Source organism: bacterium (assembly GCA_030685015.1).
Taxonomy (GTDB): domain Bacteria; phylum CAIWAD01; class CAIWAD01; order CAIWAD01; family CAIWAD01; genus CAIWAD01.
In genome coordinates this window covers 1-14,778 of sequence record JAUXWS010000031.1, presented here as the reverse complement: position 1 = coordinate 14,778, position 14,778 = coordinate 1, and the positions used below count along the sequence as shown (strand labels likewise).

The 14,778-nt window shown below is 71.2% G+C and carries 11 protein-coding genes and 4 tRNA genes; 11 read left to right on the top strand and 4 right to left on the bottom strand.

Translation table 11 applies throughout. The features are described from left to right. From ltrA to Q8O14_03600, 8 genes are all read left to right on the top strand, one after another. A partial coding sequence (gene ltrA / locus Q8O14_03635) for a group II intron reverse transcriptase/maturase (protein ID MDP2359829.1) occupies window positions 1–1,059 on the top strand: 1,059 nt, incomplete at its 5' end. A gap of 238 nt (window positions 1,060–1,297) precedes the next feature. After that, window positions 1,298–1,371 (top strand) — tRNA-Pro (locus tag Q8O14_03630). A gap of 16 nt (window positions 1,372–1,387) precedes the next feature. After that, window positions 1,388–1,460, top strand: a tRNA-Arg gene (locus Q8O14_03625). A 12-nt stretch (window positions 1,461–1,472) separates the two neighbouring features. Continuing rightward, window positions 1,473–1,548: transfer RNA gene (locus Q8O14_03620), tRNA-His, on the top strand. 9 nt (window positions 1,549–1,557) lie between these two features. Continuing rightward, window positions 1,558–1,629 (top strand) — tRNA-Glu (locus Q8O14_03615). A gap of 108 nt (window positions 1,630–1,737) precedes the next feature. After that, a complete protein-coding gene (locus Q8O14_03610; GenBank protein MDP2359828.1) occupies window positions 1,738–3,468 on the top strand; it encodes an aminotransferase class V-fold PLP-dependent enzyme in 1,731 nt (576 codons plus the stop codon). An 81-nt stretch (window positions 3,469–3,549) separates the two neighbouring features. Next, a complete protein-coding gene (locus tag Q8O14_03605) occupies window positions 3,550–4,044 on the top strand; it encodes a ferritin-like domain-containing protein (protein ID MDP2359827.1) in 495 nt (164 codons plus the stop codon). Between the two features lie 225 nt (window positions 4,045–4,269). Beyond that, a complete protein-coding gene (locus Q8O14_03600) occupies window positions 4,270–6,552 on the top strand; it encodes a family 20 glycosylhydrolase (GenBank protein MDP2359826.1) in 2,283 nt (760 codons plus the stop codon). A 1-nt stretch (window position 6,553) separates the two neighbouring features. Here the strand turns inward: Q8O14_03600 and dnaE are convergent, their stop codons facing one another. The 3 genes from dnaE to Q8O14_03585 are packed head-to-tail and all read right to left on the bottom strand — an operon-like array spanning window position 6,554 to window position 11,225. Continuing rightward, entirely contained in the window at window positions 6,554–9,850 is a 3,297-nt protein-coding gene (gene dnaE, locus Q8O14_03595; protein MDP2359825.1) for a DNA polymerase III subunit alpha, read from the bottom strand. A gap of 29 nt (window positions 9,851–9,879) precedes the next feature. Beyond that, the gene (locus Q8O14_03590) at window positions 9,880–10,017 is read right to left on the bottom strand and encodes a hypothetical protein (GenBank protein MDP2359824.1); all 138 of its coding nucleotides are present in this window, start codon (window positions 10,015–10,017) and stop codon (window positions 9,880–9,882) included. Further along, a complete protein-coding gene (locus tag Q8O14_03585; GenBank protein MDP2359823.1) occupies window positions 10,014–11,225 on the bottom strand; it encodes a hypothetical protein in 1,212 nt (403 codons plus the stop codon). Before Q8O14_03585 ends, Q8O14_03590 begins: the two co-directional genes overlap by 4 nt. A 49-nt stretch (window positions 11,226–11,274) precedes the next feature. On the opposite strand from Q8O14_03585, the gene Q8O14_03580 reads away from it, so the two are divergent. The 3 genes from Q8O14_03580 (at window position 11,275) to Q8O14_03570 (ending at window position 13,434) form a co-directional block, all read left to right on the top strand. Then, on the top strand, window positions 11,275–11,424 hold the full coding sequence (locus tag Q8O14_03580; protein ID MDP2359822.1) for a hypothetical protein: 150 nt from the start codon (window positions 11,275–11,277) through the stop codon (window positions 11,422–11,424). A gap of 64 nt (window positions 11,425–11,488) precedes the next feature. Next, a complete protein-coding gene (nrfH, locus tag Q8O14_03575) occupies window positions 11,489–12,019 on the top strand; it encodes a cytochrome c nitrite reductase small subunit (GenBank protein ID MDP2359821.1) in 531 nt (176 codons plus the stop codon). Next, the gene (locus Q8O14_03570; GenBank protein MDP2359820.1) at window positions 12,016–13,434 is read left to right on the top strand and encodes an ammonia-forming cytochrome c nitrite reductase subunit c552; all 1,419 of its coding nucleotides are present in this window, start codon (window positions 12,016–12,018) and stop codon (window positions 13,432–13,434) included. The genes nrfH and Q8O14_03570 overlap by 4 nt, the downstream gene beginning before the upstream one ends. Window positions 13,435–13,567: 133 nt before the next feature. Here the strand turns inward: Q8O14_03570 and Q8O14_03565 are convergent. Beyond that, a partial coding sequence (locus Q8O14_03565) for a hypothetical protein (GenBank protein ID MDP2359819.1) occupies window positions 13,568–14,778 on the bottom strand: 1,211 nt, incomplete at its 5' end.

Below are 14,778 nucleotides of genomic sequence, written 5' to 3'. Positions count from 1 at the left end.
CCGGTGAAGGAGGCGCTCATCCCGAAAGGCAAGGGCGAGATGCGCCGGTTGGGCATCCCGACCGTGCTGGACCGTTTCATCCAGCAGGCCCTGCTTCAGGTCCTGCAACCGCTGTTCGACCCGACCTTCTCACGGCACAGTTACGGCTTCCGTCCAGGGAGAAGCGCGCACGAGGCGATCCGCGCCGCGCAGCGGCACATCCAGGACGGCAAGCGCTGGGTGGTGGACACGGATCTGGAGACCTTCTTCGACCGGGTCAACCACGACGTGCTGATGGGACGGCTCGCGGCTCGGATTTCGGATCGTCGGGTGTTGGGACTGATCCGCCGCTACTTGAAGGCCGGGCTGATGTCCGGCGGGGTGGTGGTGGAACGGCACGAGGGCACGCCGCAGGGCGGGCCCTTGTCACCGCTTCTGGCCAATGTGCTGCTGGACGAGGTGGACCGGGAGCTGGAACGTCGCGGCCACGCCTTCATCCGCTACGCGGACGACTGCAACGTCTATGTGCGAAGCCGTCGGGCCGGGGAACGGGTGATGGGCTGGTTGCGGCGGCTGTTCACGGGACTCCATCTGAAGGTGAACGAGGCCAAGAGCGCGGTGGATCTGGCGACGCGCCGCAAGGTGCTGGGCTACAACTTCTGGCTGGGACCCGGCGGTGTGGTGAAGCGCCGGGTGGCCAGGAAAGCCCAGGACAAGCTGAAGGAGCGGGTGCGTCACACGACGCGACGCAGTGGGGGGCGGAGTCTGTCCCAGGTGGTGCAAGAGCTGAGGAGCTACCTGCCGGGATGGAAGGCGTACTTCCGCCTGGCTGACACGCCCAAGGCCTTGGCTACGCTGGATGAATGGATCCGCCACCGGCTGCGGGCACTGCAACTCAAACACTGGAAGCGGGGCAGGACCACCTTTCGGCAGCTGCGTCAACTGGGACTGTCCCAGGATGAAGCAGCGAGAGTGGCGGCCTGCACACGCAGCTGGTGGAGGAATTCGGCCCTGCTCCTGAACAAGGCCCTGCCGATCCGTTTCTTCGACGAGTTGGGGCTACCCCGACTCGCCACGTGACATCAACCATTCGAACCGCCCGGTGCGGACCCGCATGCCGGGTGGTGTGGCAGGGGATGCCGGGGATTCCCCGGCACCCCTATGCCGATGATGGCTGGCTTGGCCCGTCCGGATGGCGCGGGGTGGCCATCCCACGGGTCGCGGTCTCTCCCGCCGTGAGGCGGAAAGCTGGCCCTCCCGCTTCCGCCCGTTGCACATTCCTTGGCCCCATGCTACAATCATGGCCTGTTCATTGCGGCGGGGCGTTGCGCAGTCTGGTAGCGCGCCTGCTTTGGGAGCAGGAGGTCGCTGGTTCGAATCCAGTCGCCCCGACTCCGCGGCGCGTACGGCGCTCGTAGCTCAATGGATAGAGCACCGGCCTTCTAAGCCGTAGGTTGAAGGTTCGATTCCTTCCGGGCGCGGTCGGTCTTGACGGTGGATGTAGCTCAGTCGGTTAGAGCGCCTGGTTGTGGCCCAGGAGGTCGTGGGTTCAAGTCCCATCTTCCACCCTTGCTTGTCGGCCCCATCGTCTAGCGGTCAGGACTCCAGGCTTTCATTCTGGCAACAGGGGTTCGATTCCCCTTGGGGTCATTCCTTCCGGCCGGGCGCAGCCGCGCCCCGGTCACCGCCCAGGCCACCCGGGGCGCCCCCTGTCTCCCCGCACTTCATGACCTTGGGCCGGTTGAACGGGAGGAATCCATGCCGAGCCTGCCCCGCCTGGATCCGGCGGTCCTGCGGCGCCACATCGTCGGCGCCGACACCGTGATCAGGACCCCCTACGGGGAGCGCCTGATGGTCTACGGCGACTACACGGCCTCCGGACGATGCCTGGACTTCGTCGAGCATTATCTCATGCACCTCCAGCGCAACTACGCCAACACGCACACGGAGGACGACATCACGGGCCGCTCCATGACGCACCTCCTGCGCGAGGCCGAGCGCGTCATCAAGGACGCGGTCAACGCCGGCTCCCACGGCCGCATCATCGCCACGGGCAGCGGCTCCACGGCCGCCATCGACAAGTTCCAGCAGCTGGTCGGCGTGATGATTCCCCCCGCCACCCGCGACTTGCTGGGCGGCCTGCTATCCAGCCTGTTCGGGGTGGGCGGCGAGGCCCGTCTGAGGGATCTCCTGTCCACCCGCCAGCCCGTCGTCCTGGTCGGGCCCTACGAGCACCACAGCAACGAGGTGAGCTGGCGCCAGGGCCTGGCCACGGTGCGCGAAGTGGGGCTGGACGATGGGGGGGACATCGACCTGGCCCATCTGGCGAAGCTGCTGCGGGCCCCGGACCTGGCGGGCCGCCTCGTCATCGGCAGCTTCTCGGCGGCCAGCAACGTGACGGGCCGGATCAGCCCCGTGCGCGAGATCGCCGTGCTGCTGCACCGGCACGGCGCCCTGGCCTGTTTCGACTATGCCGCCAGCGGACCCTACGTGGCCATCGACATGAATCCGGCGCCCGCCGCACCCGGCGAGGACGCCAGCCTGGACGCCGTCTTCCTCTCGCCCCACAAGTTCCTGGGCGGGCCGGGTTCGGCCGGCATCCTCGTCTTCAACGAGCGCATCTACCGGCGCGACCTGCCGCCCAGCGTGGCGGGGGGCGGCACCGTCTCCTACGTCAGCCCCCGCGCCCATGATTTCGTGGTGGACATCGAGGAGCGGGAACGGGCCGGCACGCCGGCCGTCTTGCAGACCATGAAGGCCGCCCTCGCCTTCCTGGTGAAGGAGGCGGTGGGCGTGGCGCGCATCGAGGCCCGCGAACGCGAACTGCTCGAGCGGGCCCTCGCCCGCTGGCGGGCCAATCCCGCCATCGACGTGCTGGGCCATCCGGATCCCGCCCGCCAGATCGGCATCGTCTCCTTCAACGTGCGGCGGCCGGGCGGCCGCTACCTCCATCCACGCCTGGTCACGGTGCTGCTCAACGACCTCTTCGGCGTCCAGTCGCGGGCGGGCTGCTCCTGCGCCGGTCCCTATGGCCACTTGCTGCTGGGCATCGACGATGACACCTCCGAACGCTTCCGCCGCTGCATCCTGGACGGCTGGCAGGGCATCAAGCCGGGGTGGTGCCGGGTGGGTTTCCACTACACGATGGACGACCCCGAGGCCGAGTTCCTGATGGATGCCGTGGATTTCGTGGCCCGGCGCGGACACGATTTCCTGGGGGACTACCACTTCGATCCGCGCAGCTCGGCCTGGACCCATGGCGCGGACGACGGCGCCCTCGAGAGCTTCTCCCTGGACAAGGCCCTGGGCTGTGGCTGCCCGGACCAGCGCAGCCTGGACGCCGGCCTGCGCCGGCGCCTCTACCGGGACCAGCTGGCCGAGGCGGAGGCCCTGGCCGACGAGCGGATGCGGCACCCGGTGCCGCTGGCGGAGCTGGAGGGGGAGGCGGGCCGCCTGCAGTTCTTCGACATGCCGCACGGCGGGGCCTGATGCCGGGCGGCAGGAGCTTTTGAATTCAGCCGCGGCCGGCTACCTTGCATCAAACAAATGGACAAGTTCCGGAGAATCGACATGCACCCCAAGAGCATCGAGCTGCTCAACAAGGCGGTCGCCGACGAGCTGGCCGCCGTCCATCAGTACATGTTCTTCCATTTTCATTGCGACGACCAGGGCCTGGAGCTGCTCTCCAGCCTGTTCCGGCGCATCGCCATCGAGGAGATGATCCACGTCGAGCGCCTGGCCGAGCGCATTCTCTTCCTCAAGGGACAGGTTTTCATGAAGCCCGCCGTCGAGGTCCTGCAGAAGACCGAGGTGCAGGACATGTTGGCCCTCGCCATGAAGATGGAGGAGGAGAGTGCCCGCGACTACAATCTGTGGGCCAACGAGTGCGGGGCTGCCGCCGACGCCGTCTCCAAGAAGGTCTTCGAGAGCCTTGTCGAGGACGAGGAAAGGCATTACAACGAGTTCGAGCAGGAGCTGGACAACCTCACGCGCTACGGCGACCGCTACCTGGCGCTGCAGTCCATCGAGCGCAGCAAGAAGGGCGGCCATCCCGGCGCGGCCTAGCAGCTTGACGATCCTGGCTGCTTCGCGGTCCGCGTCGCCCTGGTCGGCCCGGTTGCCTCGCAGCTTCCGTGCACATGGCGCCAGGTTGCGCTGGGATTTCGCGAAAACCAGTCTTGACATGGGCGCGATTCCCATGGAAGGTTCCAGCTCAACAGCTGGCAATCGAGACAGCATCGGACGGGGGCGGATCGATCACGGTCCGTCCCCTTTTCATGAGGCCCGGCCATGAGTTGGCAACTGCCCGCCTCCCTCTCACCCCTGCCCCGCCGCTGGCTTGCCCTGCCCGGCAAGCTCCCGGCGCGACGTTTTCCCCTTCCCTTCACGTGGTTGGATTCCGGCGCGGCAGGCGCCGGCCTGGCTGCTGAGGAGTGCCGGCGGGTGGAGGCCCACCTGGCGCGGCGGGGCCTTGTCCAGGAAGGTGGAGCGGACCACCGCTTGCAACTTGTGCACGATGCCGGCCAGGCGGTGGCCGCCTGCCGCCTGCGCCTTGATTCCGGTGGGGCTCGCCTGGAGGCGGGCGGCGAGGCGGGCTTCCACCGCGGTGTCGAGCTGCTGGCGGCGCTCACGGAAGCGGAGGAGCTGCCCGCTCTGGAACTGGAAGACGAGCCCTGCCACGCCTGGCGCGGGTTGATGTTGGACTGCGCCCGCCATTTCTGGCCTGTTCCCGTGGTCGAACGAATCCTCGATGAGCTGGCGCACCACGGATTCAACCTCCTCCATCTACATCTCACGGATGACCAGGGCTGGCGCCTGCCCCTGCCCGGCCGCCCGGAGCTGGCCGCGGTTGCGGCCTGGCGCACGGAACCCGACGGCTCCCGCCACGGCGGCTGCTACACGGCGGAGGAGTTGCGGGGCTTGGTTGCCACGGGGCGGGAGCTGGGCGTGGAGATCCTGCCCGAGGTGGACCTCCCGGGCCACTGCGGCGCCCTGCTGGCGGCGATCCCCGCCCTCTCCTGCGATGGCCTTCCGCGGGAGGTGCCCCGCGCCTGGGGCTGCCACAACCATGTGCTCTGCCTGGGTCGCCCTGAGTCCCTTGCCTTCCTGGAGGAGCTGCTGGACGGCCTGACCACCCTCTTCCCCTTTCCCATCGTCCACCTGGGCGGTGACGAGATCTCCCCGGCCGCCTGGGCCGTCTGCCCGCGCTGCAGGGAGCTGGCCCGCCGCGAGGGTCTGGCGCCTACCGGACTGGCGGCCTGGTGGTTGCGCCAGGCGGCCCCCCGCCTGGCCGCCGTCGGGCGGCGTGGCGCCTTCTGGGATGAGGCTCTGGAAGCCGGCGTCCCTGCTGACGCCCTCATCTTCGCCTGGCGGGGGGACGAGGCAGTCCGGCGGTCCCTGGCGGCTGGCCACGAGACGGTGGCCTGCCCCCAGGACCCTTGTTACCTGGACCACTACCCGGACCGGGCGCCGGGACAGGCGCGCGCCATCGGCGGGCACAACCCCTGGCAAGCGCTGCGGGCCTTCGACCCGGCCCTCCACCTGCCGCCGGCCGCCAGCGGGCGCCTGCTCGGCGCGCAGGGCAACTTGTGGACCGAGTACGTCGCGACGGAAGCCCTGCTCATGGAGCGCCTCCAGCCCCGCCTCGCCGCCCTGATGGAGGCCCTCTGGCACGGCCCGGAGGAGGCGGAGGGGGAGGGTGGCCTCGCCCGGCGCCTGCCGAAGATCCTCCAGCGCCAGCGCGAGCGCGGCTGGAGCGGGCGGGTGGACCCTCCGGCGGTCGAAGGGGCGCCCCTGGCCAAGCCGGGGGAGGAGATCTGCCTGATCCTGCGCGCCACCCTGCCCGGCGCGCGGCTGGAGGCGTGGTTGGAGGAGGATCCGGCGACGCGGTGGGCACCGGCGCCGGGCGCCTCGCCGGACAGACTGCCGCTCAGGCTTGTCCAGGCTGCCGGCCGCCGGCAGACTCTGCTGGCGCGGCAAGTGCTGCCCGGCGGCCTCGCCAGCCGCCCGGTCCCCGTTCCGCTGCGGTGGGAGGACGCGCTGGCGGCCCGGGAGGTCCAGGCGGCCGACGGACCCGCCGTGGCTTGTCGCTGGTTGCGGGCGCCCCACGCGGACTGGGCGCGGGTCCAGGTCGACGAGGCCATGCCTCCCTGGTGGACGGAGGATCTGGACTGGCCGGTGGCGGCTGTGGTGGCCCACCTGGCAAGGGTACGCGAAGGGACTGGCCGGGACGAGACGGAGGAAGACCTCGTCGCCCCACCGCCGGCCGGGGTCGGGCTGCGCCGCGAGTGCCTGTTGAGGGCGGAGCAGACCGGCCCGTGGCGTTTCCGGATTTTCGCCCACAGTCCGGCGCGCCTGTGGCTGGACGGCCACCTGGTGGCCGACCACGACGGGTTCGCCCCTGGCGACCGGGCGGATGGGATGGTGGGCCTGGCCGCGGGATGGCACCACCTGCGCCTGGATTGGCTGGACCTGCGCGGTGGAGCTTGCCGCCTGGAGGCCCGGGGCCCGGCCGACGCCCGCTTCCTGGCCTTGGGCTGCCGCTTGGCGCGACAGGACGAACAGCCGCGCTGAGTCAGGCGGCGCCCGCCTCCCGCGCCGCCAGCTCGGACAGCCGGCCCGCCGGCCGCATCGCCTCCACCTCGAGCATGGGCTCCCCCGCCTCCTGCGCCACCCGGCCCTCGAGGAGGAAGGGCCCCTGGCCGCGCGTGAGCAGGGCATGGCGCTCCCAGCACTCCGGGAAGAGGACGGCCTCCCAGGTGCCGGTGCGGTCCTCGAGGGAGAGGAAGGCCATGCGCTGCTTCTCCCGGCGGGTGCGGATCGTCTTGTGGGCGAACTTCCAGCCGATCATGCTGACGCGGCGGCCCACCTGGCCGGACAGCTCCCCGGCCGTCACGCAGCGCGCCGGCAGATCGCCGAAGTCAAAAAGCTCCAGGGGATGGCGGCTGATCCCGAAGCCGAGGGCCTCCCGTTCGCGCAGCCAGAGCTCGATCCAGCTCCAGCGCCCGGTGGCGGGCGGCGCCTCGTCGATGGCGGCAAAAAGCGAGGCCTGTCCGGCCCGCGACCCTGCGGCCCGCGCCCCTGCGACCCCTTCCTCGAGGCGCAGCCGGGCCAGCAGGGCCGGTCGGCGCTCGCGGGGATCCCCCGGCCCGGCCAGCGCGTCGCAGGCCCCGGCGTGGATGAGCTGCTCCAGCTCGGCGGCCGATGCGCCGCTGCGCCGGCGCAGATCGGCCAAGCTGGCGAAGGAGCGCTCCGCGCGCTCCAGCAGAATGGCGCGCCGCGTGGCGCGGGCCAGGCTTCGGATCTGCTGCCATCCCACCCGCAGCCGTCCCGCCTCCCCCGTGTAGCGGTCGCCGCCGTGGACGAGGCAGGGTCCGGCCACGGCCAAGCCCAGCCGCCGGGCTTCCTGCACGTAGGCGGCGCTGGAGAAGAAGCCCCCCTGGTTGCTCAGCACGGCGGCCAGGAAGTGGGCGGGCTGGTGCGCCTTGTACCAGGCGAGGCGGTAGCTGAGCACGGCGAAACTGGCGCTGTGGGCCTTGCAGAAGGCATAGCCGGCGAAGGAGGCGATCTGGCGCCACACCTCGCGGGCGGTGGCGGAGGGCACCCCGCCCGCGGCGCAGCCCGCCAGGAAGCGGTCCTCGAGAGTGGCCAGCGCGACGGGGTCCGTGCCCTTGCCGCTCATGGCGCGGCGCAGGAGATCCCCTTCGGCCAGGCTCATGCCCGCCAGGCCGCTGACCACGTGCATGACATCCTCCTGGTAGACCATCACGCCGTAGGTGTCCTCGAGCAGGTCCCGCAGCCGCGGGTGCGGAAAGGCGAAAGGCCAGGCGGCGCCGGGAGGCAGCCCGGCCACCCGCCGGTGGCGCTCGACGTAGGCCTGCATCATGCCGGACTCCGAGACGCCGGGGCGGATGATGGAGCTGGCCGCCACCAGGTCCTCGAAGCTGTCGCAGCGCAGCTTGCGCAGGAGGGCCTGCATGCCGGGCGATTCGATGTAGAAGCAGCCCATGGTGCGGCCGTGGCGGATGAGGGCGGCGGTGGCGGGATCCCGCTCCAGCTCGTAGGGCGTGACGGGCGGCGCTTCCCGACCGGCGGCGCGGTCGCCGCGGGCGAGGTCGGCGTAGACGCCCAGGCCGCGCTGGGCCAGCAGGTCGATCTTGAGCAGGCCCAGCTCCTCGACGGGGTGCATGTCGAGCTGGGTGACGGTGACGCCGCGGCCGGCCCGCTGGAGCGGCAGCCAGTCCGTCAGCGGGCCGGGCGTGACGAGCACGCCGCCCACGTGGATGCCCAGATGCCGGGGCAGCCCGACAAGGCGTCGCACCCAGGGCAGCAGGCCGCGCAGCGGCTCGAGTTCCGGGCGCAGGCCGTAGCGCGCCGGGTGGTCGCGCAGTTCGCTCTCCCAGTCGTGGACGCCGCGGGGGAAGTGGCGGGTCAGCTCCTCCAGCTCGCGGCCGCCCAGCCCCTCCACCTTGGCCAACTCCCGCAGGGCGCCCCGCGGCCCGAGGGTCACGGTGGTGCAGAGGAGGGCCGCCCGGTCGGCGCCGAAGCGCTCCAGCACGAAGCGCAACACGCGGTCGCGGTCCGCCCAGCTGAAGTCGAGGTCGATGTCGGGCGGGGTCGAGCGCCAGGGATTGAGGAAGCGCTCGAAGGACAGGCGATGGCGCAGCGGATCCACCTCGGTGAAGCCCAGGCAGTAGGCGACGAGGGAATTGGCGGCGCTGCCGCGGCCGATCATGGGGAGGCCCTCCCGGCGCACGAACTCGGTGATCTCGCGCACGACGAGGAAGTAGCCGGCAAAGCCCAGCCGCCCGATCACGGCCAGCTCCCGCCCCAGCCGCGCCTCGGCGTCGGCCGGCGTGCTGAGGCCCACGCTGCCCGGACGCCCTCCCGGCCCGCGTCGCCGCCAGGGTCCGGGGGCCGGATAGAGGCGGGGCAGGGCGGCCCGGCAGAGCGCCGCCAGGCGCGCCAGATGGTCGCCGTCGCCGTCCGGCCGCGGCAGATGCAGCTTCCCCGTCTCCACGCCCAGCGGACAGCGCTCCCACAGGTCCTCCAGCCGGCGCCGGGCGGCGGGCAGGGCGGCGAAGGGCTGGATGAACTCCTGGTAGGATGGCAGGCCGCCCCGCAGATTCCAGCGCCCGGAGAGGAGGATGCGCTGGCGGCTGGTGTTCTCGTGCAGGGCGCGGATGCGCTGATGGAGCGGCGCATCGGCGGCGTCGAGGTAGTCGGTGACGCCGTGGGGCACCACGGGCAGACCCAGACGGCGGGCTTCCGCCCACAGGCGGTTGGCGGCGACGCGCCCGCGGCCCGGATCCAGGCCGACGCTGGCGCGATCCCCGGCCGGAAGGAAGAGGGGCCGCCCGGCGGGACAGACGTGCGGCAGGGCCGCCCCCGGCAACACCAGGTGGCAGGATCGCAGCTCCCGGCAGGCCTCGAGCAGGACGGCGAGCGGCGTTTCCGTCGCCGGATCGAGCCCCGCCGGCGGCTCCGCCGCCCCCTCTTCCCCGCTCTCCGGGTCGGGCGGTTCCATCAGGGGGATGTCCCGCGCCGCCCAGCCGCTGGGCGGACCCGACTCCCAGCCCGCGCCCAGATGGTCCAGCGTGGCGAGTCGGCAGAGCTCGGCCAGGCCGTCGCGTCCTTCGGCCAGCACCAGCGCACCGCCCAGACGGGGAAGACGCAGGCCCAGCACCGGCCGGATCGGCCGCTCCTCCTCCCGCAGCCGCCGGGCGGCCCGCTCCAGCTCGACCATGCCGTAGAGGCCCCGGTCGTCGCAGAGGGAGAGGGCCGGCCAGCCGCGCCCGACGGCGGCCCGGAGCAGCTCCTCCACGCCATGGCAGCCGCGCCCAAAACTGAAGTGGCTGTGGACCTCGAGCATGGATCTCCCGAGCCGCGCGGGACAGGGGCCTACCAGGCCGGCACGAAGAGGCGGTAGACGCCCTCGCCGGCGGCGCGCAGGCCGGTGGCCAGCAGTCCCGCGGCGCCGCGGGCCAACTGGCGGATGCCGCCCGGCCGCCGGGCGTGAGTCAGGGTCAGGCTGGTCATGGTCGATTCCTTTCTCTCAGGTCTTGGTTCAAGCCGTGCAAGCCCAGGCGGACGGTCTGCGGTCCCCAGCGACGGCGAAGCTGGAGCAAGGCCGCGTCCAGGCACCGCTCGCGCGTACCGCCCTCCGCCGCCACGGCCCGGCCCCCGCCGCCGAAGAGCGCCAGCTGGCCGTCCTCCCGGTCGCTGAGCAGCTCCGCCGCCACCTCGCGGACCCGCAGGCGTCGCTCGGCCAGGGACCGGTGCAGCAGCGCCAGGCCGCAGCGGCGCAGGGCCTGGCGACCGCTTTCCCCCGCGGCGGCCCTGACGCCGACGCCCCGCCGCTGGACGCGGCCATCGTTCCAGAAGAGAGCGAGTTCGAGCCGGCGGGGACGCCGCTCCTCCTCCCGCAGGCGGAGGCGGAGGATCTCCAGCAGGTCCAGCAGGCAGGATTCGAGCAGGAGCGGATCGGCGCTGTCCTCGGGCAAGCGGCGGCGAAGCCCGGCGGGGGCGGCGGCGGGCGGGGGCGTGTCCGCGAGATCCTGGAGCAGGGCGGCCAGGCGCAGCCCGGCCTCCCCCTGAAAGCAGCGCAATCGCCCGGCGGGAAGGCCGCGGGCCTCCCCGACGCGCCACACGCCGATCTCGGCCAGGGCCGCCAGGAGGGAGGGCGCCAAGCCCGGCAGCCCGGCCAGGGGGAAGTCGTCCAGCAGGGCGCGCTCCTGCGCCCCCGCGGCGATGTGGACTTCCCCCGGGCGGGCGCGACGGGCCAGCAGTTGGGCGGCCAGCGGCGTGGAGCCGATGCCGGCGGCGGCCGTCAGTTGGTCCCCCTCGCGCAATTCCCGCAGGAGACGCCGCCCCAGCTCCGCCTCCTCGGGGTGGAGCAGGCGACTGCCGCGCAAGTCGAGCAGGAAGTGCCCCCCCTCCTCGCGCAGGCCGGGCGCCAAGGCTTCCAGGCGCTGCCGGGCCGCCGTGAGAAGGGCCTCCGCCCGCTCCGGCCGCCCCTCGACCACCAGCAGGCCCGGCCTCCGGCGCAACCAGGAGGCCAGTGGCGCGCCGCGGCCGCCCTCCGCCGGGAGGGCGGGGGAGAGGCCCAGCACCTGGGAGCGCGGCTCCCGCCCCGTGGCGACCACGAAGGCCATCCCCCGCAAGGCGGGGTTGAGCCGGCATTCCACCTGGGCCAGCAGATGGGGGAAGCGCAGCGCGAGGAAACGTGAGGAGTGGATGCTGTCCATTTGTTCATAACATAGTGAACAGACAGGCGGAGGGCAAGGACGAAATCGGGTGAATGTGCTGACGCCGCGGCGCCTGTCCGTGCGCGCCATGTCGGGCGCGGGTTGCGTGTACTACCCGGCCCTGCTCGTGGCTCTGGTGGTCCTCGGCCTGAGGTGCGAAAAGGAGCGGTCGCGGGCAGGACCCCGCCACGGCTGTTGATTCTTTAACCTGAAACGCCCACCTTTGAATGGGATTAGGTGATGCGGCCAGAGGAGGATGCGGCATGGACGAGTCCAAGCGGGCGCGTGGCGGCCTGGAAGGCGGCGCGATCATCCTGGCGGTGCTGGGCGGCCTGGCCCTGGGGGTGGGCGCCTTCACCTTCCATTACGGGGAAGGCCTTTCCTACTTCAGCACCGACCCGGCCGCCTGCGCCAACTGCCACATCATGCAGTCGCTGTACGACAGCTGGCAGAAGGCCAGCCACCACGGAACGGCCGTCTGCGTGGACTGCCATCTGCCCATCGCCCTCCTGCCCAAGTACCTGGCCAAGGCTTCCAACGGATGGCACCATTCCAAGGGCTTCACGCTGGAGGATTTCCACGAACCCATCCTCATCAAGCCGGGCAACGCGCGCATCCTGCAGGAGAACTGCCTGCGTTGCCACGGGGAGATGGTGCACGAGCTGCTGGCGGGGGCGACGACGGATGCGGACGCCTTGACCTGCGTGCATTGCCACGCGGCGGTGGGACACGGTGAACAGGTGGGCCTGGGCGGCCCGGAGCGGAACTGGCATGTGGAAGGGAGCGGCAGATGACGACATCCTTGGCGAAGCGACCGGCCTTCTGGGTGCTGCTGGTGGTCGTGGCGGGAGCGGCGGCGGGCGCCACCGGCCTGCTGGTGAGCATCTTCGAGCGCAAGGGCGAGGCTCGCAGCCCCTATCTGCGCGTGGTGGAGGTGGGGGACGATGTCACCGACCCCGCCGTCTGGGGCAAGAACTGGCCGCGTCAGTACGACGCCTACCAGCGGACGGCCATCGCCACGCGGACCCGCTTCGGCGGTCATGGCGGCAGCGAGGCCCTGCCCGACGAGAAGATCGAGCGGGATCCCTGGCTGAAGCGCATCTTCCTTGGTTACGCTTTCTCCATCGACTACCGCGACCGGCGCGGCCACGCCTACATGCTGGCGGACCAGGAGGCCACCCAACGCCTCACCAGGCCGCAATCCGGCTCCTGCCTGCATTGCCATGCCGCCGTGATGCCCCTCTACCGCAAGCTGGGCGACGGCGACGCCATGAAGGGTTTCGAGGAAAGCTACAAGCTCAGCTATCAGGAGATGAACCAGCAGCTTCACGAGATGGGCCACGCCCACCCGGTGACCTGCGCCGACTGCCATGACCCGGCCACCATGGCCCTGCGCGTCACGCGGCCGGGTTTCATCCAGGGCATCCAGGCCCTGGCCGGATCCGACGCCCCCTTGCCCATGATGCCCTCCATCGAGCACTGGCGGCAGGGTCCGCGCCATGCGCCCTACGATCCGAACACCGACGCCACCCGGCAGGAGATGCGCTCCTTTGTCTGCGGGCAATGCCACGTGGAGTACTACTGCAGCAGCAGGATGCCCCTGGAGTTCCCGTGGGGCAAGGGCCTCAAGATGGAGGATCTGGAGGCGCACTGGAACGGCACGACCTTCTCCGACGGCAAGCGCTTCTTCGACTATGTGCACAAGGAGAGCGGCGCCGAGATCCTCAAGGCCCAGCACCCCGAGTTCGAGCTGTGGAGCCAGGGCGTCCATGCCCGCAGCGGCGTCTCCTGCGCCGATTGCCACATGCCCTACATGCGGGATGGGGCCACCAAGGTGAGCGACCACTGGGTGCGCAGCCCGCTGCTCAACGTCAATCGCGCCTGCCAGACCTGCCACCACTTCCCGGAGGCTGAGATCCTGGCGCGCGTCGACCTGATCCAGGAGCGCAACCACCATCTGCTCCAGCTGGGTGGCGCCGCCCTTGTGGACCTGCTTGACGCCATCGTCGCCGCCAAGGCGGCCGGGGTGGACAGCCTGGCGCTCAATCCCGCCCGCGAGCTGCAACGGGCCGCCCAGTGGCGCCTGGACTACATCGCGGCCGAGAATTCGATGGGCTTCCATGCGCCGCAGGAGGCGGCGCGCATCCTGGGCGAGGCCATCGACCTGGCGCGCCAGGGCCAGGTGGCGGCGCTGCAAGCCAAGCGATAAGCGATCTGCACCAATCAGCCAGGCCCTCCCTCCGCCTTGCCCGGGGGGAGGGCTTCCTGCTGGCGTGCCGGAGCGCCCACAAGGAAGGGGGCCCCATGGGACCCCCTTCGGGTGGATGCGGATGTGGCGGTACCTATTTCACGAGGACGGCCTTGCCCGTCCGGCGCTCGGCGCCCGCCGTCAGGGTGTAGATGTAGACGCCGCTGGAGTGGCGCGAGGCGTCCCACTGGATCTGGTGACGGCCGGCGCCGCGCACGCCAAGGTCCAGCTCCTCGATCAGCGCGCCCCGCATGTCGTGGACGCGCAGGCTGGCCTCGGCCAGGCCCGGCTGCAGCCAGCTGATGGTGGTGACCGGGTTGAAGGGGTTGGGATGGGCCGGCTCCAGCTCGAAGGCCAGGGGCCGCGACCCGTCGAGCCCCGAGTTCATGTCCACGATGGAGAGGAAGTAGGGCGCCGTCTCGCCGGGACCGGCGAAGTCGGCCACGATGAAGTAGTCGCCCGCCGTCAGATTGGGCAGGGTCAGCACCTCGCTGCCGGCATTGGCCCCGTGCTGGTTGACGGCGGCGCCGCAGCTGGTGCCCGGCTGGGCGCAGTTGCCCAGCAGCAGGATGACCTCGTCGGCCAGGCCCTCGCCGTGCAGGGTGATCTGCAGGCTGGTGGTCTGGGTCAGGTTGAGGCGGATCACCTCGTCCAGGCCGGGGCTGGAGATGCCGCCCGGACAGCCCGTGCCGTTGTGGTGGTAGAAGGCGGGGGCGGGCCGGCTGAAGGTGACGATGTCGTGGAAGTCGCCCACGTCCTGCATGCCCTCGCAGGCGCCCTGGGGGCTGCCGATGCGCAGGCTGAGGGCGTAGTTCTGGGGCTCGGGGACGCCGTCGAAGCTGCTGTGGCCGATCACGGCGTAGTAGTCGCCCGCCGGCAGGTTCACATAGGTGAGGGTCTCCGGCGCGCAGGCCGGGGCGTCGTTGACCTCGGCCAGGACGGCGCCTGCCGTGTCGAAGTTGGTGAGGAAGAGGGCGGCGTCGAAGGCGTCGATCTCGCAGCTGATGGTCACGGTGGCGGGGTGGGCCAGGGTGAAGCGGAACCAGTCCATGTCGCGCTGGCCGGCGTTGGCCCACACCGTGCCGCAGATGGTCTCATAGAAGCCGATGAGGCCGTAGTTGCCGTTGGGCGGCGTGGCGTTCCAGCCCTCGTTGGGTGCCGCCTCGGGCGTGCCGGCACAGGTGTTGGGCAGGTGGCCGCTGCAGGGGTCGCCGCTGCAGACCAGCGAGAGGGCGTAGGTCTTGGGCGTCGTCACGTCGGTGGAGCCCACGTGCTCGACCACGATGTAGTAGGCCCCGCCCGGCA

Coding starts and splice junctions, on each gene's coding strand:
- Q8O14_03610 (MDP2359828.1), top strand. CDS start 1,738: ATGCCGAGCCTGCCCCGCCTGGATCCGGCGGTCCTGCGGCGCCACATC.
- Q8O14_03605 (MDP2359827.1), top strand. CDS start 3,550: ATGCACCCCAAGAGCATCGAGCTGCTCAACAAGGCGGTCGCCGACGAG.
- Q8O14_03600 (MDP2359826.1), top strand. CDS start 4,270: ATGAGTTGGCAACTGCCCGCCTCCCTCTCACCCCTGCCCCGCCGCTGG.
- dnaE (MDP2359825.1), bottom strand. CDS start 9,850: ATGCTCGAGGTCCACAGCCACTTCAGTTTTGGGCGCGGCTGCCATGGC.
- Q8O14_03590 (MDP2359824.1), bottom strand. CDS start 10,017: ATGACCAGCCTGACCCTGACTCACGCCCGGCGGCCGGGCGGCATCCGC.
- Q8O14_03585 (MDP2359823.1), bottom strand. CDS start 11,225: ATGGACAGCATCCACTCCTCACGTTTCCTCGCGCTGCGCTTCCCCCAT.
- nrfH (MDP2359821.1), top strand. CDS start 11,489: ATGGACGAGTCCAAGCGGGCGCGTGGCGGCCTGGAAGGCGGCGCGATC.
- Q8O14_03570 (MDP2359820.1), top strand. CDS start 12,016: ATGACGACATCCTTGGCGAAGCGACCGGCCTTCTGGGTGCTGCTGGTG.